The sequence below is a fragment of the Cupriavidus sp. NPDC089707 genome (assembly GCF_044748965.1).
In the GTDB taxonomy this organism is placed as follows: Bacteria; Pseudomonadota; Gammaproteobacteria; order Burkholderiales; family Burkholderiaceae; genus Cupriavidus.
In genome coordinates, this window is the sequence record NZ_JBIVHB010000001.1 from 42,216 (window position 1) to 68,218 (window position 26,003).

Sequence of the window (26,003 nt, forward strand, 5' to 3'; positions counted from 1 at the left end):
CTTGTCGCGGCCGGCGCAGCGCGGCTGCGCCATCGGCGATACTCGGTGCTTTCGCCGACTTTTCCACTGCTGACCGCTCCACACAAGCTTTCACGCATGCCCAGACCCGCTTCCGGCCTGTTCTCCGCCTTCCGCCGCTTTTCCCTGCTTGCCGCGCTCGCGCTGGCGCTGGCCGCCTGCGGGCAGCAGAAGGCGTCGTTCCGCAATGTCGATATCAGCGGCGCCGCAGATTTCGGCAAGGATTTCTCTCTGCCCGACCACAACGGCAAGGTCCGCACCATTGCCGACTTCAAGGGCAAGGCGGTGGTGATGTTCTTCGGCTACACCCATTGTCCGGACGTGTGCCCGACCACCATGGCCGAGCTCAAGGCGGTGATGGAGCAGTTGGGTCCTGATGCCGACCGGGTCCAGGTGCTGTTCGTCACGGTCGATCCGGAGCGCGACACGCAGGCACTGCTGGCGCAGTATGTGCCAGCCTTCGACCCGCGCTTCCTGGGCCTGCGCCCGGCCGACGACGCCGCGCTGCAGAAGCTGGCCAAGGACTTCAAGGTGTTCTACGCCAAGGTGCCGGGCAGCTCTCCCAACAACTACACGGTGGATCACTCGGCGGGCAGCTATGTGTTCGATCCGGAAGGCCGGCTGCGGCTGTTCATCCGCCACGGCCAGGGGCCGGAGCCGATCGCGCACGACCTGAAGCAGTTGCTTTCCTGACGCCAGACGGTGCGGCATAACGTCGCACTGCTGCGATCACGGACGAAAAATCACGGACGAAAAAAAGCCGGTCCAGTCGGACCGGCTTTTTGCATGGGTGACCCGGATCAGGCAAATGCCTGCAGCGCCCCTTTCATCTTCTTCATCGCCGCGGCTTCGATCTGGCGGATGCGCTCCGCCGAGACGCCGAACTCGGCGGCCAGCTCATGCAGCGTGGCGCCGCCCGAGCCGTCATCGGCCACGTTCAGCCAGCGCGCCTCGATGATGCGGCGACTGCGCTCGTCCAGCCGGCCCAGCGCTTCTTCCAGGCCTTCGACCTGCATGCGGTCCTGGCGCTTGGCTTCCAGCACGCGCGTAGGTTCGTTGTGGTTGTCAGCCAGGTAGGCGATGGGGGCGAATTCCTCTTCGCCGTCGTCGACCTTGCCTTCCAGCGCGAGGTCGCCGCCCGACAGGCGGGTTTCCATCTCCATCACTTCTTCCGGCTTCACGTTCAGCTCGCGCGCCACGGCCTCGACCTGCTCCGGCGTGAACGTGTGCAAACCCTGCTTGTGGCTGCGCAGGTTGAAGAACAGCTTGCGCTGGGCCTTGGTGGTGGCCACCTTGACCATGCGCCAGTTCTTCAGCACGTACTCGTGGATCTCGGCCTTGATCCAATGCATCGCATACGAGACCAGGCGTACGCCCTGCTCGGGATCGAAGCGCTTCACGGCCTTCATCAGGCCGATATTGCCTTCCTGGATCAGGTCGGCGTGCGGCAGGCCATAGCCCAGGTATTGGCGGGCGATCGACACCACCAGGCGCAGATGGGACATCACCAGCTGGCGGGCGGCATCGACAGATTCGTTATCGCGGAGATCGCGCGCCAGGCGCTGTTCTTCCTCCGCGGTCAGCAACGGAATCCGGTGGACAGCCTGGATATAGCTGTCGAGATTGCCCACGGTCGCCGGGAAGGTCAGCGCAAAGCTGTTCCCGCTACGGGGCGCCGTCGGCAGACGGTTGTTAATCAGGGTTTGGTCGGCAGACAACACTGCGTTCACTCAGTCGCTCCTTTCGCATCCGGCGGTTGGATTGCCGGGTCATGCCCCGCGCGCCCTTGTAGGCGCTGCGGCGGCACTGCAACACATCTTAGCACTCCAACCGGGTGAGTGCTAATTGGAGTCCCTATGGCTTTGATAGTTCCCGTTGATTGACTCTACACATTGCATAGCGATAGCGCTATGAAGCGGCGTCCGGGACACTCGAGGCTGGGCACACCTCTGGTTAGAGCCGGTGTGTGGCCGCCGGTTCTGCATGCGAGTGGAATGATCCGTTGCTCCAGCGGCTACACTCGACGCAAGCGGCGGCAAGCTGGCATGCTTGCCAGCCTCTCTTGTATCCCCGGAGGAGTTATGTCTGCTATCGAACACTTGTTGAAGCCGCACGTGCGCGACCTGGGCGATTTCACCGTGCGCCGCCTGCTGCCGGCCGCTGCGACCCAGACGGTCGGGCCGTTTATCTTCTTCGACCATATGGGGCCGGTGCAGATGCCGCCGGGCGAGGGGGCTGATGTGCGCCCGCATCCGCATATCGGGCTGGCGACTGTCACTTACCTGTTCGAAGGCGAGATCATGCACCGGGACAGCCTCGGCAGCGAGCAGGCGATCCGGCCGGGCGACGTCAACTGGATGACCGCCGGCCACGGCATCGTCCATTCGGAGCGCTCGCCCGATTCCGTGCGCGCTGACGGCGCCCGCCTGCACGGCATCCAGACGTGGGTGGCACTGCCGAAGTCGCACGAAACTGCCGAACCGTCCTTTTTCCACCATCCCGCGGCAACGCTGCCGCGCATCGAGCAGCCTGGGGTGCGCATGGTGGTGATCGCCGGCGATGCCTTCGGCAAGACTTCGCCGGTCAAGGTCTTCAGCCGCACCCTGTACGTGGCGATCGAGCTGGAAGCGGGCGCGAGCGTGGAGATCCCCGCCGACCATGCCGAGCGCGGCATCTACCCGGTGGACGGCGCGGTGTCGCTGGACGGCGAGCCACTGCCGGCCGAGCACATGGTGGTGCTGACGCCCGGGCAGCCGGCTACGCTGATGGCGATGGCGCCGTCGCGCGTGATGCTGCTGGGCGGCGATGCCACCGACGGCCGCCGCTTTATCTACTGGAATTTCGTGGCCAGCAGCAAGGAGGCCATTGAGGCCGCCGCCAAGCGTTGGGAGGACGACCAGTTCCCGCGCGTGCCGGGTGAGCGCGACCGCATCCCGCTGCCGGCGCGCAAGCCCTGAACCGCCCGGCTCAGACCGGACTGGCCCAGGTGACGCGGGTGCCCAGCTTCAGGCACTCGCGGATGGCTTCGACCTGCGTGGCGATCGGCGCCGGCAGCGGCACGGCGCCATCGAGCACGCGCCGGATCCATGCTGCCGTCAGGCCGGCATCGTTGCCGGGCGGCAGTTCAGGCACTTCGGCCAGCGAGCCGCCGGTGGGATCGATCAGCGTCTGCTGATGCCCTTCATGCAACCAGTCGATGCGGCTGTTGCGCCGCGCATCGGCGACCACTTCGCCCTCGGTGCCGCGTGCCAGCAGCACGTTGGCCGGCTCGTGGGAGAAATAGTCGGTCAGCGTTTCGCGGTATTCCGGGTGGGTATAGCTGTACAGCCGCAATGCCTCGGCCGGTGTGTGCTCGCCCACCGGCTGCAGCATCTTGGCCACGGTATGCGACGAGTTGCGCAGGCCGATCACGGTGCGCCGCTCCAGCAGCTGCGACAGGCCGGGCGACAGCACATCGACCGGCAGCACCGCCAGCGGACCGTTGCCGCCAGTCTCGCGCAGCCGCGACGAGGCTTCGGCCGTGCTGGCGCACAGGGGGATGCCCAGCGCCTCGAACAGTGTCATGCTGGTGACGCGGTCATTGAAGACGCGCGTCCCGTGCACCAGTACCGGGATGCCTTCGCGAGCCAGCACCAGCGCCAGCAGCGGCACCAGGTTCGGCTGCTTGCGCGCGCCGTTATAGCTGGGGATCACCACCACCGGGCGCTCGGGCGGCGCGGGCAGCGGCTGGCAGTGTTCATGGGCCGCCTCGAGCATGCCGGCCAGCTCGTGCGGGGCCTCGCCCTTGATGCGGTAGGCCATCAGGATCGCGCCCAGCTCGAGGTCGGACACGCGCCCGGCCAGCATCGCGTCGAACAGGGTCTTGGCATCGTCGCGCGGCAGTGCGCGCGCGCCGTTGACGCCACGGCCGACTTCCTTGATATAGCGGGCGGCGGAAAACGGGTTGGCTGGCGTGGTCATGGCGGCGTGGGGAGGAGTCTGTTCTGGGTTCATGATAGCGGAGCAGCGCCGTCGCGCCCATCGCCGCCGATGGGCGCGACGACGGGGAGCACGCTCAGGCTGCCTCCTGGAGCGCGGGATTGCGCTGCTTGCGGTAGAGAAAGTCCAGCACCGCGGTACGGCAGGCGTGGTAGTCCCTGTCGTCGGCCAGCGCCACGCGGTCGCGCGGACGAGGCAAGTCCACTTTGAGGATCTCGCCGATGGTGGCGGCCGGGCCATTGGTCATCATCACGATGCGGTCGGCGAGCAGCACGGCCTCGTCGACATCGTGCGTGACCATCACCACCGTGCTGCGCGTGCGCGCCACGATCTTGATCAACTCGTCCTGCAGGTGCGCGCGCGTCAGCGCATCAAGCGCGCCGAAGGGTTCGTCCATCAGCAGCACCTTGGGCGCCATCGCCAGCGCGCGGGCAATGCCGACGCGCTGCTTCATGCCGCCGGAGATCTCGTGCGGGTACTTGCCCTCGGCGTGCGTCAGGCCCACCAGCGCCAGCGTCTCGTGCGTGCGCGACTTGAGTTGGGCCTTGCTCTCGCTGACGCTGAAAACCCGCTCGACGCCCAGGTAGACGTTCTCGAAGCAGGTCAGCCAGGGCAGCAGCGAATGGTTCTGGAACACGACGGCGCGCTCCGGCCCTGGCCCCGCGATCTCGCGCCCGGCGCAGATCAGCGCGCCGGTGGTTGGCGTGGCCAGCCCTGCGATCAGGTTCAGCAGCGTGGACTTGCCGCAGCCCGAGTGCCCGATCAGCGTGATGAATTCCCCCTCGGCAATCTGCAGGTTGATGTCGCGCAGGGCGACGAACGGCCCCTTGCGCGTCTTGAAGGTCTGTCCGACGTTCTCGATGCTGACGAACTTGTCCATGGCGTCTCTCCCTCGCTCTCAGTTGGCGCCGTAGCTGAAGCGCCGTGCCAGTGCCAGCAATGCATGCTCGAGCATCAGGCCGATGATGCCGATCACGAAGATCGCGATCACGATGTGCTCCACCTTCAGGTTGTTCCACTCGTCCCACAGCCAGAAGCCGATGCCGGTGCCGCCCGTCAGCATCTCGGCCGCGACGATCACCAGCCACGCCGTGCCGATCGACAGCCGCACGCCGGTCAGCATGTAGGGCAGCACCGCGGGAAACAGCACCCGCGTGAACACCTTCCACTCCGACAGGTCGAGCACGCGCGCGACGTTCAGGTAGTCCTGCGGCACGCGCGTGACGCCCACGGCGGTGTTGATCACCATCGGCCAGATCGAGCAGATGAAGATGGCCCAGATCGCCGCCGGGTTGGCGGCCTTGAACAGCAGCAGCCCGATCGGCAGCCAGGCCAGCGGCGAGACCGGCCGCAGCAAGCTGATCACCGGCGCGGTCATCGCGTTCAGGAACGCAAAGCGCCCGATTACGAAGCCGGCCGGGATGCCGATCACCGCCGCCAGGCCGAAGCCAGCGGCCACGCGCGCCAGCGACGCCAGCACGTTCCAGCCGATGCCCTGGTCGTTGGGGCCGTTGCGGTAGAACGGGTCGGAGAACAGCGGCACCGCCGCGTTCCACGTTGCGCCAGGCGAGGGAATCGCCGGGATCAGCGTGGCGATGCCATGCCAGGCCAGCACGAACAGGGCGAAGCCCAGGGCAGGGGGCATGGCTTTGAGCACCAGCGCGCCGAGCATGTCTTGGCGTTGTGCGCGCCGTTCCTGCGCGGCGATTTCCAGCTCGCGCCGCCGTGCGCGTTCCTTGGCATCGGTGTCGGTGGCGGCGACATTGGCGGCATTGGCGCTTTCAGGCGCGGTGTGGGCGATGGCATTCACGTCGGGCTCCTTTATCCAGGGGCGCTGCGGATCAGTGGGGAGGTGGCGGCCTGTGGTCAAGCGTTCTGTGCGCCGGCCTTGATCTTGAAGCCGTCGGCATACGCCTTCGGGTCTTTGGTGGCATCCCAGACCACGCCATCGATCAGCTTCGCGGTACGGAAGTCGCTCTTGGGCAGTGGCACCTGCGCCGCGGTGGCGGCCTGCCTGAAGATGTCGATGCGGTTGACCTGCTTCGCCACGGCAAGGTAGTCAGGGTGGTCCTTGAGCAGGCCCCAGCGCTTGTGCTGGGTCAGGAACCACATGCCATCGGACAGGAACGGGTAGTTGGCGGTGCCGTCCTGGTAGAACTTCATGGCATCGGGGTCGTCCCAGGTCTTGCCCAGGCCGTTGTTGTAGCGCCCGAGCATGCGGTCCAGGATGATGTCCATGTCGGTGTTGACGTAGGACTTGGCGGCGATGGTCTCGGCGGTCTTGCGGCGGTTGGAGGCCGAAGCGTCGATGAACTTCGATGCTTCCAGCACCGCGGCCACCATCGCGCGCGCGGTGTTGGGGTACTTCTGCACGAATTCCGCCGTGGTGCCGAGCGTCTTCTCCGGATGGTTCTTCCAGATCGACTGCGTGGTCTCGGCGGTAAAGCCGATCTTGTCGGCAATGGCGCGCGCGCCCCAGGGCTCGCCCACGCAGAAGCCGTCCATGTTGCCCACGCGCATGTTGGCCACCATCTGCGGCGGCGGCACGGTGATGGCCTTGGCGTCCTGCATCGGGTTGATGCCGTTGGCCGCGAGCCAGTAGTACAGCCACATCGCGTGCGTGCCGGTGGGGAAGGTCTGCGCGAAGGTGTAGTCGCGCTTTTCCTTGACCATCAGCGCCTTCAGGCTGGCACCGTCGCGTACGCCTTTTTCGGCCAGCTTCGACGACAGCGTGATGGCCTGGCCGTTGTGGTTCAGGCTCATCAGCACCGCCATGTCCTTCTTGGGCCCGCCGATGCCGAGCTGCACACCGTAGATCAGGCCGTACAGCACGTGCGCGGCGTCGAGTTCGCCATTGACCAGCTTGTCGCGCACGCCGGCCCACGAGGCTTCCTTGGTCGGTGTGATCTTGATCCCGTATTTCTTGTCGAGGCCGAGTGTGGACGCCATGACCACTGACGCGCAGTCGGTCAGCGGGATGAAGCCGATGCGCACGTCTGGCTTCTCGGGCGCGTCGGAGCCCGCCGCCCACGCCCCCGCGCGCACCAGCGGGTCGACCAGCGTCATCACGCTGGCGCCGGCGATGGTCGCCAGCGCGCGGCGGCGCCCGCTGCTGGCCGGCACCGCGTCGGCTGCGGCCGCCGAGGCGGCTTCAGAGGCGTTCACCGCCGCGTGCAGCGGCTTGGCAATCCTGAGGCGAGAGGGCATTGCGAAACTCCAAGAAAAAAGGCGTCCCAGTCCGTGGCCGGCTTCGCCAGAAGTCCGGTACGGTGCAGGGACGCCGTTGTCCATGGCGGTGACGCAGCCTGCGTTGGCTGTGTCCGCCTAAATTGTGATCGGCCGCCGTTGGCCGATGCCTGCATATCGCAAGGCGTGTGCCAGCCTGTGCGGTGCAGCATTTCGGGGCGGGACCGTGCCAACGGAGTGACGCTTCGGGGCGAAATGAGCGGGCGCGGTGCGTGCTCCGGCTGCGCTGCCGCATCGCGGGGCAACGCCGCGGAGGGTGTTGCGGGGGACGTCTCGATCTGGGGCGGCGCCAGGATCGTGCGTTGCACCAGCCTCGGGCCGGCGCGCCCTTGGTCGGCAGGTGGATTGGGCGATCAGCCCATTACGTCGATCACGCGCTGGGCCGCATCGACCAGCTTCAGCCCGCGCTCCATCGCCATGCTGCGCAGGCGCTTGTAGGCTTCGTCCTCGCTGATGCCGCGTGCCTGCATCAGCAGGCCCTTGGCGCGCTCGACCACCTTGCGCTCGGCGAGCTTGAGGCGGGTGGCGTCGAGTTCGGCGCGCAGTTGCTGGTCCAGCTCGAAGCGGGCGTAGGCGACGTCGAGCACGGTCTTGACGCGCTCGGCGCGCAGGCCGTCGACAATATAGGCGGTGATGCCCGCCGACAGCGCCGCCTTGATGCGCTGGCTGTCGTCGTTGTCGGTGAACAGCACGATGGGCCGCGGCGCATGCTGGGTCGAGACGCAGACGTGCTCGATGGTGTCGCGCGCGGCCGACTCCGAGGCAATGATCAGCATGTCGGGCTGGGTGGCGGTGATCACGTCCGGCAAGTGCAGGTCGGCATCGACGATCTGGATCTCGCTGAAGCCGGCGCTGACCAGTCCGTTGCGGATGGTCTCGACGTTAAGCGGATTGGCGTCAAGGGGATCGCGCACCAGCAGGATGCGCAGCGGCCTGCCGGCGGCTGGCGTCGATGGCGATGGGGGCGGATGGCGTCGGGTCATGGCTTCATTCTGTTGCAGTGCGCCATGCAAGATTCGCGCCGGGTGCGGGCGGTCCACGCCGCACTGCCATGGTGCAGTGTGGTCGCGGGCCCGCCTGGATTCATTGTATGCCGTCGTACGCAGCCCACCGCGCGCGGTGTATCCTGTTGCCCTGCCGCGCCGGGGGCGTCTGCTGGCGACGCCGCAATGCACACCCTCGCATCCCGTGCCGCGGAACCGATCAGAACAAGTCTGGAGAGATGCATGACCGAATTCGTGTTCGCCCCGCCGGCCCCTGTTGGCGTGCCGGTGCGTGGCAGCGACGCTAGCTTCCCGGTCCGCCGCGTGTACTGCGTTGGCCGCAACTATGCTGCCCATGCCCGCGAAATGGGCTCGGACCCCGACCGCGAGCCGCCGTTCTTCTTCTGCAAGCCGTCCGACGCGGTCAGCTACGTCGCCGACGGCACCGAAGGCGCGTTCCCGTACCCGCCGGGCACCAGCAACTGCCACTATGAAGTGGAGCTGGTGGTGGCGATCGGCACGGGCGGGCGCGACATCCCGGTGGAAAGCGCCGCGCAACATGTGTTCGGCTACGCCGTAGGCCTGGACATGACCCGCCGCGACCTGCAGAACGAATCCAAGAAGACCGGCCGCCCCTGGGAAACCGGCAAGGCCTTCGACAAGTCGGCGCCGATCGGCCCGATCGCGCCGGTCTCGGCCATCGGCCACCCGCAGAAGGGCGAGGTGACGCTGTCGGTCAACGGCGTGGAAAAGCAGCGCGGCGACCTGTCCGACCTGATCTGGTCGGTGCCGGAGATGGTGTCGTACCTGTCGAAACTGTTCGAACTGCAGCCGGGCGACCTGATCTTCAGCGGCACGCCCGAAGGCGTGGGCCCGGTGGTCAAGGGCGACGTCATGCAATGCCACGTCGGCGGCGTGGGCGACCTCACCATCAAGGTAGTCTGATCCGATGCTCAAGCTTTACAGCTACTTCCGCAGTTCGGCCTCGTTCCGCGTGCGCATCGCGCTGGAACTGAAGGGGCTGCCGTACGAATACGTGCCGGTGCACCTGCTAAAGGACGGCGGCCAGCAGCTCAAGCCCGAATTTCGCTCGGTGAACCCGGACGGCCTGGTGCCGGCGCTGGCCGACGACGGCAACGTGCTGCAGCAATCGCTGGCCATCGTCGAGTACCTGGACGAAGTCCATCCCGAGCCGAAGCTGCTGCCCGGCACGGCGCTGGATCGTGCCTATGTGCGCGGACTGGCGCAGGAAATCGCGTGCGAGATCCATCCGTTGAACAACCTGCGCGTGCTGAAGTACCTGAAGCACAAGGTGGGCGTGACCGACGAGGTCAAGGACGCGTGGTACCGCCACTGGATCGAGCTGGGCTTCGAGTCGCTGCAGGCCAACCTGGCGCGCGGCGGCAAGGCGGGGCGCTTCTGCCTTGGCGATACGCCGACGCTGGCCGATATCTGCCTGGTGCCGCAGGTGTTCAATGCGCAGCGCTTCAATGTCGACGTGAGCCGCTATCCGGTGATCGCGAAGATCTATGAGGCGTGCATGGAGATGGAGGCGTTCCAGAAGGCCGAGCCGAAGGCGCAGCCGGACGCGGAATAAGCTTTCGCGCGCGCAAGCAAAACGCCCCGGCATTGACCGGGGCGTCAGATTGCTGACAAAGGGAAAATGCCAGGCAGTTTGCTCCCCTCTCCCGCTTGCGGGAGAGGGGCTGGGGGAGAGGGCCGGCGCATGGCAAGCTCCGTGGCGCTTCACTTCGTGGCAACTCCTGCCCTCTCCCACGCCCCTCTCCCATAAATGGGAGAGGGGGAGACAACATTCGCAGCCTTTGACTTTGTCAGCAGCAAAACGCCCCGGCCGGGGCGTTTCCGTTTGATCGCTGTTTTCAGCCCAGCAGCGCTTCGGCGAATTCCTCCGCCTTGAACGGCTGCAGGTCCTCCACCTTCTCGCCCACGCCGATGAAGTACACCGGCACCGGACGCTGGCGCGCGATCGCCGCCAGGATGCCGCCCTTGGCCGTCCCATCCAGCTTGGTCACGATCAGGCCGGTCAGCCCCAACGCATCATCGAAGGCTCGCGTCTGCTGCAGGGCATTCTGGCCGGTATTGGCGTCGATCACCAGCAGCACTTCATGCGGCGCGGTCGGCATGGCCTTGCTGATGACGCGCTTGACCTTCTTCAGCTCTTCCATCAGGTGCAGCTGCGTCGGCAGGCGGCCGGCGGTATCGGCCATCACGATGTCGATGCCGCGCGCCTTGGCCGCATTCACCGCGTCGAAGATCACCGCGGCGGGGTCGCCGCTTTCCTGCGCCACCACGGTGACGTTGTTGCGCTCGCCCCAGATCGACAATTGTTCGCGCGCGGCGGCGCGGAAGGTGTCGCCGGCGGCCAGCAGGACCTTCTGGTCGTAGCGCTGGAAGTGCTTGCACAGCTTGCCGATGCTGGTGGTCTTGCCGGCACCGTTGACGCCCGCGATCATCATTACCAGCGGCTGCTCGCGGCCCAGCGCCATGGTCTTTTCCAGCGGGCGCAGCAGGTCGGTCACCAGCGTCTTGAGCGCGGCCTTGACACCTTCGGCCGATTCGATGCGCTCGGACCTGACCCGCTTGCGCAGTTCGGCCAGCAGGTATTCGGTCGCTTCCACGCCGGCATCGGCCATCAGCAGCGCGGTCTCCAACTCCTCGAACAGCGCCTCGTCGACCTTGACGCCGACGAACAGCGTGCCGATGTTGCGGCTGGTCTTGGACAAGCCGGTGCGCAGCCGGTGCATCCATCCCTGTCGGGCCTCGGCACTGATGGCGGGCGGGGGGACCAGTTCAAGCGTTTCGATGGCGGCGGCCGGTTCGGGCGCTGCCACGGGAGCCGGCGCCGGCGGGGGCACCTGCGCGGGGACCGGCGTCGGCGTCGGGACCGGAACGGGAGCGGGGACCGGGGCAGGCGAGGGCGTGGGGGTGGGCGCGGGCGCCTCTAGCGGCGCGGGTGCCGGGGCTGGCGTCTCGATGGACGCGGGCTCGGCCTTGCGCTTCTTCCAGAAACTAAACATTGGGGAATGGAGTCAATACCGGGGCCGATACCCTGGTGGCACATTGCCGGCAGGCGACCGGTTAATAATCAAGGGCTTACGCTGACATCGCGAAGGTCGGGGAGAACCCGTTGTGGTCCCGGCCAGCGATTGCGTATAGTTCGCTACATCAGTTCGCTACTTGGCTGATCCGCGCGCGCATGACTGCCCGCGCGGGTCGATGGGCAAAATTCTAGCAGACGGGGTCGCATGAACCATTGCGCTGGCCTGACCGCGGCGGGCGCCGAAGGTGCCCAAGCACGCATCCTACGGCACTGCCAACCTACCTCCTCAACACGTCCCGCTGGCGCCGCGCGCCTGGTGCGGCGTATCTTCCCGGCTTTGGTCCCGGCGTTGCTGCTCGGCCTGCTGCCCTGGTCGTTGCCGGCCGGCGCGCAAGGCGTGGTCGGATCGCCCATGCCTTCCGCGCAGACCGCGCCCGCCGGCGCCACCGCGCATGGCACCACGGAATACCGGCTTTCCAACGGCCTGCGGCTGATCGTCAAGGAAGACCACCGGGCGCCCACGGTGGCGCACCAGATCTGGTACCGCGTCGGCGGCATCGACGAGGTCAGCGGCACCACGGGCGTGGCCCACATGCTCGAGCACATGATGTTCAAGGGCACGCCCAAGGTCGGCGTCGGCGAGTTCTCCAAGCAGGTGGCGGCACTGGGCGGACGCGAGAACGCCTTGACCAACCGCGACTTCACCATGTACTACCAGCAGATCGGCAAGCAGTACCTGCCGAAGATGATGGAGCTGGAGGCCGACCGCATGGCCAACCTCATCATCAGGAAGGACGAGTTCGACCGCGAGATGAAGGTGGTGATGGAAGAGCGCCGCCTGCGCACCGACGACTCCTCCCGCGGCACCGTCTATGAGCAACTGCTCGCCACCGTCTATACCGCGGCGGCGTACCGCCATCCGGTGATCGGCTGGATGGACGACCTGGTCAACATGCGCGTCGACGACGTCAAGGACTGGTACCGCCAGTGGTACGTGCCGAACAACGCGCTGGTGATCGTCACCGGCGACGTCAAGGCCGAGGAGGTGCGCGCGCTCGCCGAGCGCTACTACGGCAAGCTCAAGCCGCGCACGCTGCCGCTGCGCAAGGACCAGGAGGAGCCGGAGCAGAAGGGCATCAAGCGCATCTGGGTCAAGGCACCGGCCGAGAACCAGTACATGGTGATGGCGTACAAGGTGCCGCGCCTGCGCGATGTCGAGAAGGACGTCGACCCCTACGCGCTGGAAGTCCTGGCGGCCGTGCTCAACGGCTACGACAATGCCCGCTTGACGCGCGAACTGGTGCGCGAGCAGCGCCTGGCCGACGATGTCAACGTCGGCTACGACAGCATCAACCGCGGCGAGTCGCTGTTCGTCCTCGACGGCACGCCCGCGGCCGGCCACAGCACCGACGAGATCGAGCGCGCGCTGCGCGCCGAGATCCAGCGCATCGCCAAGGAAGGGGTCTCGCCGGCAGAACTCAAACGTGTCAAGGCGCAGGTGGTGGCCGGGCAGATCTACAAGCGCGATTCGGTGTTCGGGCAAGGCATGGAGATCGGCGTTTCCGAGATTTCTGATATCTCGTGGCGCCAGATCGACCGTATGCTCGACAAGATCAAGGCCGTCACGCCGGCGCAGGTGCAGGCAGTCGCCTCGAAGTATTTCAACGACGACAACCTGACCGTGGCCACGCTGCTGCCGCAGCCGATCGATCCGAACAAGCCCAAGATCCAGGCCCCGTCGGGCTTGCGCCACTGAGGAATGACGATGTCCCAGTCCGCCACTTCATTCAACGTGGGGCCCCGCACGCTGCGCACGCTGGCCGGCGCGGCGCTCGGCGCCGCCATGCTGCTGGCCGCGCAACTGGCCCAGGCCGCGATCCCGATCGAGCACTGGACCGCGTCCACCGGCGCGCGCGTGTACTTTGTCCACAGCCCGTCGATCCCCATGCTCGACGTCAATATCGACTTCGATGCCGGCAGCCGCTATGACCCGCCGGGCAAGGCCGGGCTGGCGACGCTGACGGCGGCGCTGCTGGACAAGGGCGCGGGCGCGCAGGACGGCCAGCCGGCACGCGACGAGGCGCAGATCGCCGACGCCTTTGCCGATACCGGAGCGGCCTTTGGCGGCGCGGCAGGCGGCGACCGCGGCGGCATCGGGCTGCGCACGCTGACCGCGCAACCCGAACTGGACCAGTCGGTGGCGCTGGCCGCGCAGCTGATCAAGGCGCCGACCTACCCGGACGCCGTGGTCGGGCGCGAGAAGCAGCGCCTGATCACCGCCATCCGCGAGGCCGACACCAAGCCAGGGGTGATCGCCGACAAGGCGCTGGCCAAGGCCATGTACCCGGACCATCCCTACGGTATCGCGGCCACGCCGGAGAGCGTGCAGTCGATCACGCGCGATGACATCGCCAAATTCTGGCGCGACAACTACGGCGCGCAGCGCGCGGTGGTGACGCTGATCGGCGCGATCGACCGCAAGCAGGCCGAAGCCCTTGCCGAGCGGCTTACGAGCAGGCTGCCGCAGGGCAGTGCCGCCCCGGCGCTGCCCCAGGTGAAGCTCAACATCCCGGCCAGCGAGCAGCGCCTGCCGCATCCGGCGCAGCAGTCCAGCGTGGCAATCGGCCAGCCGTCGATCGCGCGTGGCGATCCTGACTACTTCGCGCTGCTGGTTGGCAACTACGTGCTCGGCGGCGGCGGCTTCAGCTCGCGCCTGACCGACGAAGTGCGCGAGAAGCGCGGCCTGACCTACGGTGTCGACAGCTACTTCGCTCCGTCGAAGCAGCCTGGGCCGTTCGGCATCAGTCTGCAGACCAAGAAAGCGCAGACTGACGAAGCGCTGGCGCTGGTGCGCCAGGTGCTGGCGCGCTTTGTCGTCGAAGGGCCAACCGAGAAGGAGCTGCGCGCGGCCAAGGACAACCTGATCAACGGCTTCCCGCTGCGCATCGACAACAACCGCAAGCTGCTGACCAATGTCGCCAATATCGGCTGGTACGGGCTGCCGCTGGACTACCTTGACACCTGGACCGCGCAGGTCGGCAAGGTCACGCGCGAGCAGGTCAGGGCGGCTTTCCAGCGCCATGTGCGCCCGGACGGCATGGCCACGGTGATCGTCGGCGGCCCGGTCGGCAGCACGCCGACCGCGTCGCGGCAGTGACGCGGGCGCCGCACGGCTCAGGGCGGCCTATGCGTGCCCGCCCACGTGTGGCTGCGGCGAACCGTCCCGCAGGCTCTACAATCACGGGATGAATTCGCGTTCCCGATTGCCTTCGCCCGCTCCAGGCGGGCGTACTCCTTCCTCCGCGCCGGCCGCCGCTGCTGCCGGCGGACGTTCTCCCACAGCGCCTCCGCGTCCGGTGCCGCGCCAGGCGCCGTCCCAGGTCCGCATCATCGGCGGACGCTGGAAGCGCACGCTCCTGCCCGTGCCCGACGCCCAGGGTTTGCGCCCGACGCCCGACCGCGTGCGGGAGACCTTGTTCAACTGGCTTGGCCAGGACCTGGCGGGGCTCGCCTGCCTGGACCTGTTCGCCGGCTCTGGCGCGCTCGGCTTCGAAGCCGCGTCGCGCGGCGCGGCCGCGGTCACGCTGGTGGAGTCCAATGCCCGCGTGGCCAAGCAGCTGCGCGATAACCAGTACCGGCTCGATGCCGGCCAGGTGCGCGTCGTGCAGGGCGATGCCTTTACGGTCGCAGCGCAATTGCCCGACGGCAGCTTCGACGTGGTATTCCTGGACCCGCCCTTTGCCGAGGACTGGATCGGCCCGTCGCTGGAGCACGCCGCGCGGCTGCTGCGGCCCGGTGGCGCCGTCTATGTCGAAACCGACCATGCGCTAACCGGCGTCGACGCCCCGGTTCCGGCATTGCTTGAGATCGTGCGCCACGCGCGCGCCGGCGCGGTGCATTTCCATTTGCTGCAGCACCGCCAGCACCCACAGCACCCACAGCACGGTAGCGGCACGGATTGACGGCCTGCGCCGGCATTGCCCGAAGCACTGTTTCGCCATGGGCTAAGGGCGCCTTTCCGATTGCGAAACGGATTCGTGGGTGCAGTGCCGCAAAACGGTGCGCCGCCCGCCTTCCAAGCGGCGCATTTAGGGTTACACTACGCCGCTGTCACAACGCTCGCGACGCAGCACTCGCGCCGGTCCGGCCGGCGAACGAGGCGGCCACAACGGCCGGCAGCGGGCAGATCAAGGAGGAAGTATGGTCATCGCGGTCTATCCCGGCACCTTCGATCCAATGACCCGGGGACACGAGGATCTGGTTCGCCGTGCGTCGAACATCTTCGACGAACTGGTGGTCGGCGTGGCGCACAGCCCCAACAAGCGCCCGTTCTTTTCGCTCGACGAGCGCATCGGCATTGCCCGCGAAGTGCTCGGGCACTATCCCAACGTGCGTGTGGAAGGATTTGCCGGGCTGCTCAAGGACTTCGTACGCAAGAACAATGCGCGCGTGATCGTGCGCGGCCTGCGCGCGGTGTCCGACTTCGAGTACGAATTCCAGATGGCGGGCATGAACCGCTACCTGCTGCCCGACGTGGAAACCATGTTCCTGACTCCGTCGGATCAGTACCAGTTCATCTCCGGTACCTTCGTGCGCGAGATCGCGGTGCTGGGCGGCGATGTCAGCAAGTTCGTGTTCCCGTCTGTGGAGCGCTGGCTGCAAGAGAAAATCGCCAAACCGGAATAAAATACGGCTTCAGACACGTCAGATCGCGGCCAGTCGGGCGCGGGCGTGTCCGCAGGAAGGAAACACCATGGCGCTGATGATCACCGACGACTGCATCAACTGCGACGTTTGTGAGCCCGAGTGCCCGAACGAAGCCATTTCGATGGGGCCCGAGATCTATGAAATCGACCCCAACAAGTGCACCGAGTGCGTCGGGCACTTCGACGAGCCGCAATGCCAGCAGGTCTGTCCGGTCGCCTGCATCCCCAAGGATCCGAACCGGGTGGAGTCGCAAGACGTGCTGATGCAGCGCTATCGGCTGCTGACTGCGGCCAAGCACGCTGCCTGATCCGCTGACCGTCGGCCTGCGCGGCTTCGCATCACTTCGCACCGCACTCAGAGGTAAAAAAAAGCCCCCGTCACCGAAAGGTGGCGGGGGCTTAACTTTTCCCCAGTTACTACGGTACTACGGCACTACTCGGTCATGCCTCGGTCATGCACCCATCGGCTTGCCGTCCGTGCGGCGCACGACGATAGTCGAGGAGCGCGGCGGCTTGGCGGCGTCCGGCCATTGGCCGGTCGGGTGCTGGATGTTGATGAAGCAGGTGGTCAGGTCCGGCGTGTAGGCGATGCCGGTGATCTCGCAACCGGTCGGGCCGACCAGGAATCGCTTCGACTGCCCGGTCGGCGAGATGTAGTACATGCTGTTGTTGCCGAAGGTGTTGGTGTAGGTCGAACTGGTGCTCGAGTCAGTCTGCACCCACATACGGCCCTTCGGGTCCACGCGCAGGCCGTCCGGGCTCGAGAACGTGTCGCCGTTGATGTTGCCCTTCAGGTTGTCCGTGGCCAGCGACGGGTCGCCGGCCTGCAGCAGGATGCTCCAGGTGAAGGTGGTGGCCAGCGGCGAGTCGCCGGCTTCCTTCCACTGGACGATGTGGCCGTGAAGGTTCTGCACGCGCGGGTTGGCGGCGTCGGTTTGCTGGCGGCCGCTGTTGTTGGTCAGCGTGCAGTAGACGGTCTTGTCCAGGCCGACCGTGATCCATTCCGGGCGGTCCATCAGCGTGCCGCCGGCCACGCGCGCGGCCGCCTTGGTGTTGACCAGCACGTCGGCCTGCGTCGCGAAGTCGACAGTCGTCGGTGCCGGCGAGGTGGCAGACTGGGTCCAGTTGCCCGGATCCGAGGCGCCAACGGTCAGGCCGTTCTTGCCTTGCGTCAGCTCGACCCACTGCCCGCTGCCGTCGGCGTTGAACTTCGCTACGTACAGCGTGCCGCTGTCCAGCAAGTTGGCATTGGCAGCGCGGTTGTTCGGATCGAACGCCGTGGCCGGGATGAACTTGTAGATGCAGCCCGGCGTGCCGTCGTCGCCCATGTAGAAGGCCACGTTGTTGCCGGCATCGGTCATGAAGGCGACGTTCTCATGGTCGAAGCGGCCCATTGCCGTGCGCTTGGCCGGCGCGCCGAGCGTGCCATACGGGTCGATCTCGACGACCCAGCCATACCCCTTCTCGTCCTGGGTTCTATCCAGGTAGTTGTCCGTGCTTTCTTCGCAGGTCAGGTAGGTGCCCCAGGGCGTGTATCCGCTGGAGCAGTTGTTGAGCATGCCGACCACGGTCGAGCCCACCACCGGAGCGGCCGGACCGCCCACGCGGTACAGCGTGTTGCCGGTGTAGCGCTTGTTGTAGATCGAGTCGCGCTTGACCTGCCACTTGCCGCTGGCGGCCAGTTCGACCTCGATCACCGAGATGCCGACCGCCGACAGCGCAATGCGCTTCTGCTCGGGGCTGGCCGTGGCTTCGGCATAGGTGCCGCCGGCGAACAGGATCTTGTAGTCCGGCAGTTCGTGGTTGATGGCGAGCAGGCCGCCCTTCTGCGGATCGACACCCGACAGCGCGAAGAAATGCATGCCGTCATGGTTGCCGCCGGCCTGGCGCTCGGTTTCGGCCGACGACTGAAACGCGCCGGCATAGCCGGTGGCGCCGGCCTCGACCGGATCGCCTGCGGAAAACAGCACGTCGACGCTGTAGCCATTCGGCACGACCACCGTGTCGGCGGTCGACTTGGCGACCGGCTCGAACGTGACTTCATAGCTCGGCGTGACAGCGCCAGGTGCCGGGCCAGGGGCCGGCGCCGGAGCAGGCGCGGGTGCGGGATCGTCATCGCCGCCGCAGGCGGCCAGCAGGCCGCTGCCGAAGGCGGAGAACAGCGACAGGCCCACGCCGCCGCGCAGCACCCGGCGGCGGGCCGGGTTGGCTGCAACGATGTCTTCCAGCCGCTGGCCGGGCACGTCAACGTCAGGCTTGGCAGCACGGCCGGCGGCGCGCGCTTCGTCGGTCAGGTACGACATGGGCTTTCCTCTCTTGTGGGTTTGTCATGCGCGCCGGCTACGATGTGATGCTGGCGCGGTGGAAACCCCGCAATGTAGGGACTGCCCGTGGAAGTTTGATGACAGCTTGTCTGCAACATAAGCGTTGCAGCGCGCCAACGACAAACGGGCCGCGTGTGCGGCCCGTGTCACATGGATGTCGCGGGAGTGTGCCTGCGCCGATAGGTCAGCGCGTGGTGTGCAACTGCGCCATCGCGCGTTCGGCATCGCCGCTCGCCAGCAGGCCCAGCGGATCGATGCTGCGGTCGATGGCCGCGTCGATCGCTTCCTGTTCCTCTTTACGCGGTGGCTTCAGCACGAAGTTGACCACGTCCTCGCGGCCCGCGCCGGCGCCGCCAGGCGCATTGCGCGGATGTCCAACGCCGATGCGCAGGCGCCAGTAGTCCTGCGTGGTCAGGTGGGCCGATATGTCCTTGAGGCCGTTGTGGCCGCCCGCGCCGCCGCCGCGCTTGAGCTTCACGGTGCCGGACGGCAGATCCATCTCGTCGTGGGCGACGACGATCTCGTCGGGCAGGATCTTGTAGAAGCGTGCCAGCGAAACCACGGCCAGCCCCGAGCGGTTCATGAAGGTCGAGGGCTTGAGCAGCCAGATGTCCTGGTCCCACAGCCGCGCGCGCGCGGCCAGCCCGTGAAAGCGGCCTTCCACGCGCGGCGTGGTGCCGCCCATGCGGGCAAGCTGGTCCACCAGCCAGAAGCCGGCGTTGTGCCGGGTGGCCTCGTATTCCGCACCGGGATTGCCGAGGCCGACGATGAGCTTGATCATGCGATTGACTGAGTCGTTGGCGTGCAGGGCTGCGCCACAGGCGCCAAGGATACCGAAAATCCAGGGTTGGGCAGGGTCGAAAAAAAACCGCCGCGGAGGGCGGCGGTTTTCTCCGTGGCGCGGCCCATGGGCCGCGGCCGCAGCAGCAGCTTAGGCAGCCGGCGTTTCGCCTTCGCCTTCGGCGCTTTCGGCGGCCGAAGCAGCGCCAGCCGGCAGCGAGATGCTGGCGATGGCGGGGTTGTCGTCACCGTGGGTGATGACGGTCACGCCCTTCGGCAGCTTCAGGTCGCTCAAGTGCAGGGTCTGGCCCAGCTCCATCGCGCCGACGTCCACTTCGATGAACTCAGGCAGGTCGGCCGGCAGGCACGACACTTCCAGGTCGTTGACGATGTGGTTGACCAGGCCGTGGCCCAGCTTCACGCCAGGAGCGGTTTCCTGGTTCATGAAGTGCAGGGGTACCTTGACGTGGATCTTGTCGTTGGCCGACACGCGCTGGAAATCGACGTGCAGCACCAGCGGCTTGAACGGGTGCATCTGGAATGCGCGCAGCAGGGCCTTTTCCGACTTGCCAGCGACTTCCAGGTCCAGGATCGACGAGTGGAACGCTTCCTTCTTCAGGGCGTGCCACAGTGCGTTGTGATCCAGTTCGATCATCTTCGGCTCGGCGGCGCCGCCGTAGATGATGCCGGGGGTCTTGCCCGAATTGCGCAGGCGGCGGCTCGCACCCGTACCCTGTACGCTACGCTCGAAAGCGACAACTTTCATGATGACTCCAAAAGTAAAGAAGGCTGTCCGCGACCAGACAGCCTCGTTGCGGCGCAAACAAGAGAATCAGCGCCGATCAAGTCACGTTGGCCGCCGCAAAACGGCTGCCAACGCAGTAAAGCCGTAAATTCTATCAGGAACCCGCGAACAGCGACATGATCGAGTCGCCCTTGACGATGCGGGTGAAGGTCTCGGCCAGCAGCGGAGCGGTCGAGAGCTGACGGATCTTGGTGCATTTTGCCGCTTCTTCGGACAGCGGGATGGTGTCGCACACCACCACTTCATCCAGCGCCGAGTCCGCGATGCGGGCTGCCGCGCCACCTGACAGCACGGGGTGCGTGCAGTAGGCGAAGACCTTCAGCGCGCCGCGCTCCTTCAGCACCTGGGCGGCCTTGCACAGCGTGCCGCCGGTGTCGATCATGTCGTCCATGATGACGCAGTTGCGGCCGTCGACTTCACCGATGATGTTCATCACCTCGGCCACGTTGGCCTTGGGACGACGCTTGTCGATGATCGCCAGGTCGCAGTTCAGTTCCTTGGCCAGTGCGCGGGCACGGACCACGCCGCCGACGTCAGGCGACACCACCAGCAGGTCGCCGTAGTTCTTCTCGCGCAGGTCGCCCAGCAGGACCGGCGATGCGTAGATGTTGTCGACGGGAATATCGAAGAAGCCCTGGATCTGGTCGGCGTGCAGATCCATCGTCAGCACGCGCTCGACACCGGCGACTTCCAGCATGTTGGCCACGACCTTGGCCGAAATTGCCACGCGCGCCGAACGCGGGCGGCGGTCCTGGCGAGCATAGCCGAAGTAGGGCATGGCGGCGGTGATGCTGCGTGCCGAGGCGCGCTTGAGCGCGTCGACCATCACCATCAGCTCCATCAGGTTGTCGTTGGTCGGCGCGCAGGTGGACTGCAGCACGATAACGTGCTTGCCGCGAACGTTTTCCTGGATTTCAACCTGGACTTCACCGTCGGAGAAACGACCAACCTGGGCTTTGCCCAGCGGAATGCCGAGGTGCTGTACGACAGCCTCCGCGAGTTTGGGGTTGGCGTTGCCGGTAAATACCATCAAGCCTTCGCTGCTCATTCGGGGCACCTGTCTTGCTGCTGGGGGAGCTTGGTGTCACCGGCGAAGCCGGTGACTTGGAAGATATCGTGTTCCGTTAGGACACTATAGGAAGTAATGGCAGGGGAAGAAGGATTCGAACCTTCGAATGCCGGAATCAAAATCCGGTGCCTTGACCAACTTGGCGACTCCCCTACACAACCGGGCCGTTCTTCGTGGTACCAACCTGCCATGATTGACAGGGCGATACCGCGCCGAACGATAACTTGCTATGCGAACGCTGCGAGCGGGTGATGTGCCAGACTCCTCACACACCTGCCATCCCATTCGGGAGGCAACCTTTCCAGGACCTGCTGCGCTGTCTTTGCGTCATGAAAACGCGCAAACACGCAGGCTCCGGAGCCGGTCATCCTGGCATGCTGATTGTATTGCTTCAGCCATTCCAGGGCTCGGGCGACTTCGCCGAACTTCGCTGTTGCTATCGGTTCCAGATCGTTGCGACCGAAATCGAATTTGTTTGTGCGAGCAGCGAAGACCGCAATTATGGAGATTGGCGTATCCCTTGTCAAGCGAGGGTCCGAAAAAATTTCAGACGTCGGTACATGTTGTTTCGGATGGATGACCACGAACCAGCTCTCGGGCAGTTCCACTGCCGTCAGATGTTCGCCCACGCCCTCAGCGAATGCATTCTGGCCGAACACGAACACGGGCACGTCCGCACCCAACGACAGGCCGATACGCATCAGTTCCTCGCGCGACAGGCCCAGGCCCCAGAGGTGGTTCAGCGCCAGCAGCGTGGTCGCGGCATCCGACGAGCCGCCGCCGATGCCGCCGCCCATCGGCAGCACCTTGTCGATCTCGATGTCGGCGCCAAAGAGGGTGCCCGTAGCCGCCTGCAACGCGCGCGCGGCGCGCACGACGAGGTCGCTGTCGGCGGGCACGCCGGGCACGTCGGTGACGCGCGCCACGATGCCATCGTCGCGCCGGCGGAAATGCAGCGTGTCGCACCAGTCGACCAGCTGGAACACCGTCTGCAGCGTGTGGTAGCCGTCGGCGCGGCGGCCGGTCACGTGCAGGAACAGGTTGAGCTTCGCGGGCGCGGGGCAGTCGCGCAGTTCGGGCGGCGGCAGTGCCGGGGTCCGGTCAGGGGTCATGGCGTGCGGGGATCGATGACGAGCCGCACCGACAGCGGATTGCTGCCGGAGTCGCGCGCGAGGTCGATGCGGCGCGGCAGCGCCGCGGCGGTGCTTGCGGGCTGCGTGTCCTGCCACGTGACGTAGCGCACGGTCCAGCCGTTCTGCGCCAGCGTCGACAGGCGCCCCTGCTCGTCGCGCGTGGTGCGCGCGGGCGATCCCTGCGCGGCGCGGCCGTGCAGCCAGTCGCGCATGCCGGCCACCGGCAGCGCGAACCCGAGGGCCTCTTCCATCAGGGTGTCGACCTCGGGCGCATTGCGCGGCGGCTGGTTGGGCAGGTCCAGCGTGGCGCCGGACGGCGTGGCGGTGACCACCGCCAGCGTCTGGCCCAGCGGCGAGACCAGGTCGAGCCGCACGTTGTGGCCTTGCTCTTCCCAGCGGAAGCTGCCGGCCACGCCTTCGTCGCGGCCGTAGCGCTGGTAGTTGGCCGAGAAGCGGCCGGTGTATTGCTGGCTTGCGCTGGATTCGCCGGCATCAAAGCCGCGCGACGGTGCCACGCTGGCGCACGCCTGCAGCAGCAACGGGGCGCCCAGGCAAAGCAGTGCCAGGCGTCTGGTTCGATTCATGGGCATGGTCGTGGAGCGGCGGCGCGCGGCCGCGGCCGCCGGACTGACGGAAATCCCGTGCCGCGCCTGGCAACCCAAGCGCGTCAAGCGGGGTTACGGGGTTAGTTACTTGGCCAGCTGCACGTCGAACTTGTACCTGCGCAGCGTATCGACCAGGGTTTCGTTCTCGGGATCGATGCGCATGGCTTCGGTCCATGTCTTGCGCGCTTCCTCGTGCTCGCCGAGCTGCCACAGCACCTCGCCCAGGTGCGCGCCGATCTCGGCTTCGGGCGCCTTGGCATAAGCGTTGCGCAGCAGGTCCGCTGCGGGGCGCAGTTCGCCCATGCGGAATTTGACCCAGGCCAGGCTGTCCATGATGTAGGGATCGTCCGGGCCCAGCTCGGTTGCGCGTTCAAGCAGCACGCGCGCTTCCGGTAGCCGCTCGTTGCGATCGGCGAGCGAGTAGCCAAGCGCGTTGTAGCCCTGCTTCTGCTGCGGCTGCAGCGCGATTACGCGGCGCAGGCCTTTTTCCATGCTGTCGTAGCGCTTCTGGCGCTCGTCGAGCATGGCCAGCTCGTAGATCCAGTCGGCGTTTTCGGGCTCGGCGGCGATGCGGTCGTTGAGCAGCTTGCGCGCGCGGTCGTAGGCCTTGGTCTCCATCAGCGTGGCTACCTCGGCCTGGCGGATCGCCATGACGCGCTGCGCGCGCTGGCCCGGGTCGGGGATTTCCTCGGCATCGGCAAGCATCTCGCCGAACAGTGCCTGCGCATCGTCCAGCTTGCCCAGGCGTGCCAGCAACTGCGCGCGCTTGGCGGTGGCCGCGGGGGCCAGGCGGATGTCCTCGATGCGGTCCAGCCACTGGATCGCGCCGGCATAGTCCTTACGTTCCTCGGCGATCTGCGCCAGGTACTGGTAGGCGATGTCGGGATTGGCCGTGGGTTGCTTCTCGACCAGCTGCAGGTACTCCTGCAGATATTGCTCGGCTTCGGTGTAGTTCTTGGCCTGCAGGCTGGTCAGCCCCAGCGCAAGTGGCACGCGCGGATCGGCGGGCGCCACCTTGCGCAAGGTCTCGAACTCTTGCCGGGCTGCCTGCATGTCGTTGCGCAGCAGGTACAGGCGTGCCAGCGTGATATGGCCGTTGACCGATTCTGGCGACTTGTCGAGGAAGCGCTTCAGGATGGCGACGGCTTCGTCGGGCTCCTTTTCGGCGCGCAACTCGGCGGCCATCAGCGCGGCAGCCTCATAGCCCGGGCGCAGCTTCAGCGCCTGGTCGAGCGCGGTGATCGCACCCGGCACGTCGCCGGCGATTTCGCGCGCGCGCGCCAGCGCCAGGTGGGTTTCCGGCAGTTTCGAATCGTTGCGCGTCAGTTCCTGCATCAGCGCGGCCGCACCGGCCGGATCGCTGGTGCGCGACAGTTGCTGCTGCATCTGAAGAATGGCGTCGCCGCGGTGGCTGGCGGGCACGGCGGCCAACTGTTGCTGCAGTAGCGGGCGGGCATCGTCCCAGCGTCCGTTCAGCACCAGCAGCGTCGACAGAACCTGCGCGGCGGCGGGCGAATTGGGCGAGATTTCGCGCCACAGCCGCGCCGCGTCCAGCGCCTGCTGCGGGATGCGCGCGTTAAAGGCGATCTCGGTTGCGCGCTGCGCGAAGCGCGGATCGCGGGTCTGCCGCGCCAGTTCGAGGTAGGTGCGGTAGGCCGGGCCGACCAGGCCGCGCTGCATGGAAATCTCGGCCGCCAGCACCATATAGACAATGTCGTCGGTCAGCTCCAGCGACGGCAGCTGGCTGCGTGCCGATTTGCCGGTGCTGCCGGCGGGGCGCGCGTCGTCGGAGGCGGCGATCTGCATCGGCGCAAGCTGCGGCAGCGGCACGCCGCCGGCTGGAGGTGCCGCATGCGCGGCGCCGGCTACCGCGAGCAGTGCCGCGGCGCCCAGCGCACGTGCGTTGCGGCGGGTCTTGGCAAAGGCTCCTGCGACGCTTGCTGTGCGCGAAAATGCGCCCTCGAGTACGGGGATGCCGCACTTGGAGGCTTGCAATGTGGCGTCCGGTATCAGGTCCGGCGTCAGGTCCAACTTCAGGTCCGACATGTATCGAGTGCTCCGGCGCGCGCTGGCGAAGGAATGGCGAAGGAATGGATAAAGGCATTGTAGCCTGCCGCTACAATGCGCTGCTCGGCGCGCTGGCCCATGGCCAGCAAGGCCGGCAGGAGTTTGGAGCGGTAACCAACGGAGAAGGTTCGATGCCTGAATTGCCCGAGGTCGAGGTGACCCGGCGCGGCTTGCTGCCGCACGTGGTGGGGCGCCGCATTGAAGCGGTGACGGTGCGCCACCGCGGGCTGCGCTGGCCGGTCGAGCCGGACCTCGAAGCCCGCCTGGCGCAGCGCGTGGTGCGCCGGATCGAACGCCGCGGCAAGTACCTGCTGCTCGAGTGTGTCAGCGACGACGCCGCCGAACCGGTCGGCTGGCTGCTGGTGCATCTCGGCATGACCGGCACGCTGAGGGTGTTGCCGCAGGCGCCGCCGCCAGGCGCCCACGACCACCTGGACATGGTGCTGGCCGAGGGTGCCGAGGGTGTAGCGGGCGCCGAGGGCCCGGTGGTGCTGCGCTTCCGCGATCCGCGCCGCTTCGGCGCGGTGCTGTGGACCACGCTGACCGAGCACGAACTGCCATCCCACCCGCTGCTGCGCACGCTCGGCATCGAGCCCTTCGATGCTGCCTTCGACGGCGCCTGGCTGCACCGCCACACGCGCGGCCGCAGTGCTGCCATCAAATCGGTCTTGCTGGCCGGCGGCATCGTGGTCGGGGTCGGCAATATCTACGCGTCGGAAAGCCTGTTCCGCGCCGGCATCCGGCCGACCACGCCGGCCGGCCGCCTCAGCCGCGCGCGTTGCGACCGGCTGGCGCAGGCGGTGCGCGAGACCCTGGCGCAGGCGATCGAGCGCGGCGGCAGCACGCTGCGCGATTTCGTCGGCAGCGACGGCGCCAGCGGCTACTTCCAGCTCGATTGTTTCGTCTACGACCGCGCGGGCCAGCCATGCCGCATCTGCGCCACGCCGGTGCGGCAGATTGTGCAAGGCCAGCGCTCCACCTTCTACTGCCCCAACTGCCAGCATTGACCGGTGATTGCCGTTGCAATGCGCCATTGCGATGCGCCGTGTGGCGCACAATGCGCGCCGCTGGCGATTGTCGATGGCTCGGCGCAACACTCTGCCCGCACGCCGTTCGCAAGGGGCGCGAATTCCACAAAACCGCCGTGGAAACCTGTATCGTGTGCGCAGTTATAAAAAGTTACAAAAATGGAACAGATTGGCTCGTCCGGGGATCGCGGCGGGCCGGC

The 26,003-nt window shown here is 66.7% G+C and carries 24 protein-coding genes and 1 tRNA gene; 10 read left to right on the top strand and 15 right to left on the bottom strand.

Going from position 1 to position 26,003, the window contains the following annotated elements; all coding sequences use genetic code 11:
* Positions 1-96 precede the first annotated feature (96 nt).
* Positions 97-711, top strand: a complete 615-nt coding sequence (locus tag ACIP1U_RS00235) for an SCO family protein (RefSeq protein ID WP_400310264.1) — start codon at positions 97-99, stop codon at positions 709-711.
* Between the two features lie 107 nt (positions 712-818).
* Here ACIP1U_RS00235 and rpoH read toward each other — a convergent pair whose 3' ends face one another.
* Positions 819-1,748 (bottom strand): RNA polymerase sigma factor RpoH, encoded by a 930-nt coding sequence (gene rpoH / locus ACIP1U_RS00240; protein ID WP_400310266.1) that lies wholly within the window; start codon positions 1,746-1,748, stop codon positions 819-821.
* Between the two features lie 351 nt (positions 1,749-2,099).
* Here rpoH and ACIP1U_RS00245 point away from each other — a divergent pair, with 351 nt between their 5' ends.
* A complete protein-coding gene (locus ACIP1U_RS00245; protein ID WP_400310269.1) occupies positions 2,100-2,975 on the top strand; it encodes a pirin family protein in 876 nt (291 codons plus the stop codon).
* Positions 2,976-2,985: 10 nt separating this feature from the next.
* On the opposite strand, the gene ybiB is transcribed toward ACIP1U_RS00245, so the two are convergent.
* The 5 genes from ybiB to ACIP1U_RS00270 all read right to left on the bottom strand — a co-directional run bounded on the left by ybiB (position 2,986) and on the right by ACIP1U_RS00270 (position 8,225).
* Positions 2,986-3,978, bottom strand: a complete 993-nt coding sequence (gene ybiB / locus ACIP1U_RS00250) for a DNA-binding protein YbiB (protein ID WP_400311697.1) — start codon at positions 3,976-3,978, stop codon at positions 2,986-2,988.
* A gap of 94 nt (positions 3,979-4,072) precedes the next feature.
* The gene (locus ACIP1U_RS00255) at positions 4,073-4,876 is read right to left on the bottom strand and encodes an ABC transporter ATP-binding protein (protein WP_400310272.1); all 804 of its coding nucleotides are present in this window, start codon (positions 4,874-4,876) and stop codon (positions 4,073-4,075) included.
* 18 nt (positions 4,877-4,894) lie between these two features.
* Entirely contained in the window at positions 4,895-5,806 is a 912-nt protein-coding gene (gene ntrB / locus ACIP1U_RS00260; RefSeq protein ID WP_400310275.1) for a nitrate ABC transporter permease, read from the bottom strand.
* 56 nt (positions 5,807-5,862) lie between these two features.
* Positions 5,863-7,203 carry a CmpA/NrtA family ABC transporter substrate-binding protein gene (locus tag ACIP1U_RS00265; RefSeq protein WP_400310277.1) on the bottom strand — a complete coding sequence of 447 codons (1,341 nt, stop codon included), beginning with the start codon at positions 7,201-7,203 and terminating at the stop codon, positions 5,863-5,865.
* 392 nt (positions 7,204-7,595) lie between these two features.
* Positions 7,596-8,225 carry an ANTAR domain-containing response regulator gene (locus ACIP1U_RS00270; RefSeq protein WP_400310280.1) on the bottom strand — a complete coding sequence of 210 codons (630 nt, stop codon included), beginning with the start codon at positions 8,223-8,225 and terminating at the stop codon, positions 7,596-7,598.
* Between the two features lie 243 nt (positions 8,226-8,468).
* Between ACIP1U_RS00270 and ACIP1U_RS00275 the strand changes: the two genes are divergently transcribed.
* Both ACIP1U_RS00275 and maiA read left to right on the top strand, forming a co-directional pair.
* The gene (locus ACIP1U_RS00275) at positions 8,469-9,170 is read left to right on the top strand and encodes a fumarylacetoacetate hydrolase family protein (RefSeq protein ID WP_400310282.1); all 702 of its coding nucleotides are present in this window, start codon (positions 8,469-8,471) and stop codon (positions 9,168-9,170) included.
* A 4-nt stretch (positions 9,171-9,174) separates the two neighbouring features.
* Positions 9,175-9,822 (top strand): maleylacetoacetate isomerase, encoded by a 648-nt coding sequence (gene maiA / locus ACIP1U_RS00280; protein ID WP_400310285.1) that lies wholly within the window; start codon positions 9,175-9,177, stop codon positions 9,820-9,822.
* Positions 9,823-10,105: 283 nt separating this feature from the next.
* On the opposite strand, the gene ftsY is transcribed toward maiA, so the two are convergent.
* The gene (gene ftsY, locus ACIP1U_RS00285) at positions 10,106-11,263 is read right to left on the bottom strand and encodes a signal recognition particle-docking protein FtsY (RefSeq protein ID WP_400310287.1); all 1,158 of its coding nucleotides are present in this window, start codon (positions 11,261-11,263) and stop codon (positions 10,106-10,108) included.
* A gap of 228 nt (positions 11,264-11,491) precedes the next feature.
* Here ftsY and ACIP1U_RS00290 point away from each other — a divergent pair, with 228 nt between their 5' ends.
* From ACIP1U_RS00290 to ACIP1U_RS00310, 5 genes are all read left to right on the top strand, one after another.
* The gene (locus ACIP1U_RS00290; protein ID WP_400310290.1) at positions 11,492-13,042 is read left to right on the top strand and encodes a M16 family metallopeptidase; all 1,551 of its coding nucleotides are present in this window, start codon (positions 11,492-11,494) and stop codon (positions 13,040-13,042) included.
* A gap of 9 nt (positions 13,043-13,051) precedes the next feature.
* Positions 13,052-14,443: a M16 family metallopeptidase gene (locus tag ACIP1U_RS00295; RefSeq protein ID WP_400310292.1), complete on the top strand. Its 1,392-nt coding sequence runs from the start codon at positions 13,052-13,054 to the stop codon at positions 14,441-14,443.
* Positions 14,444-14,531: 88 nt separating this feature from the next.
* Complete coding sequence (gene rsmD / locus ACIP1U_RS00300) at positions 14,532-15,248, top strand: 16S rRNA (guanine(966)-N(2))-methyltransferase RsmD (protein ID WP_400310295.1); 717 nt, start codon at positions 14,532-14,534, stop codon at positions 15,246-15,248.
* A gap of 238 nt (positions 15,249-15,486) precedes the next feature.
* The gene (gene coaD / locus ACIP1U_RS00305) at positions 15,487-15,972 is read left to right on the top strand and encodes a pantetheine-phosphate adenylyltransferase (RefSeq protein ID WP_029046761.1); all 486 of its coding nucleotides are present in this window, start codon (positions 15,487-15,489) and stop codon (positions 15,970-15,972) included.
* Positions 15,973-16,039: 67 nt separating this feature from the next.
* Positions 16,040-16,300 carry a YfhL family 4Fe-4S dicluster ferredoxin gene (locus ACIP1U_RS00310; protein WP_209756388.1) on the top strand — a complete coding sequence of 87 codons (261 nt, stop codon included), beginning with the start codon at positions 16,040-16,042 and terminating at the stop codon, positions 16,298-16,300.
* Positions 16,301-16,444: 144 nt separating this feature from the next.
* Here the strand turns inward: ACIP1U_RS00310 and ACIP1U_RS00315 are convergent, their stop codons facing one another.
* The 8 genes from ACIP1U_RS00315 to ACIP1U_RS00350 form a co-directional block, all read right to left on the bottom strand.
* On the bottom strand, positions 16,445-18,295 hold the full coding sequence (locus ACIP1U_RS00315; RefSeq protein WP_400310299.1) for a PhoX family protein: 1,851 nt from the start codon (positions 18,293-18,295) through the stop codon (positions 16,445-16,447).
* A gap of 205 nt (positions 18,296-18,500) precedes the next feature.
* Positions 18,501-19,097 (bottom strand): aminoacyl-tRNA hydrolase, encoded by a 597-nt coding sequence (pth, locus tag ACIP1U_RS00320; RefSeq protein ID WP_400310301.1) that lies wholly within the window; start codon positions 19,095-19,097, stop codon positions 18,501-18,503.
* A 150-nt stretch (positions 19,098-19,247) separates the two neighbouring features.
* Positions 19,248-19,862, bottom strand: coding sequence for a 50S ribosomal protein L25/general stress protein Ctc (locus ACIP1U_RS00325; protein ID WP_400310304.1), 615 nt, complete (start codon positions 19,860-19,862; stop codon positions 19,248-19,250).
* Positions 19,863-19,995: 133 nt separating this feature from the next.
* The gene (locus ACIP1U_RS00330; RefSeq protein ID WP_171514278.1) at positions 19,996-20,949 is read right to left on the bottom strand and encodes a ribose-phosphate pyrophosphokinase; all 954 of its coding nucleotides are present in this window, start codon (positions 20,947-20,949) and stop codon (positions 19,996-19,998) included.
* 97 nt (positions 20,950-21,046) lie between these two features.
* Positions 21,047-21,123, bottom strand: a tRNA-Gln gene (locus ACIP1U_RS00335).
* 74 nt (positions 21,124-21,197) lie between these two features.
* Positions 21,198-22,082: a 4-(cytidine 5'-diphospho)-2-C-methyl-D-erythritol kinase gene (ispE, locus tag ACIP1U_RS00340; protein WP_400310307.1), complete on the bottom strand. Its 885-nt coding sequence runs from the start codon at positions 22,080-22,082 to the stop codon at positions 21,198-21,200.
* Positions 22,079-22,687 carry a lipoprotein insertase outer membrane protein LolB gene (lolB, locus tag ACIP1U_RS00345; protein ID WP_400310309.1) on the bottom strand — a complete coding sequence of 203 codons (609 nt, stop codon included), beginning with the start codon at positions 22,685-22,687 and terminating at the stop codon, positions 22,079-22,081. The genes ispE and lolB overlap by 4 nt, the downstream gene beginning before the upstream one ends.
* Before the next feature lie 105 nt (positions 22,688-22,792).
* Positions 22,793-24,754, bottom strand: a complete 1,962-nt coding sequence (locus ACIP1U_RS00350; protein WP_400310311.1) for a tetratricopeptide repeat protein — start codon at positions 24,752-24,754, stop codon at positions 22,793-22,795.
* 152 nt (positions 24,755-24,906) lie between these two features.
* Here ACIP1U_RS00350 and mutM point away from each other — a divergent pair, with 152 nt between their 5' ends.
* Entirely contained in the window at positions 24,907-25,782 is an 876-nt protein-coding gene (gene mutM, locus ACIP1U_RS00355; protein WP_400311701.1) for a bifunctional DNA-formamidopyrimidine glycosylase/DNA-(apurinic or apyrimidinic site) lyase, read from the top strand.
* Positions 25,783-26,003: the final 221 nt, after the last annotated feature.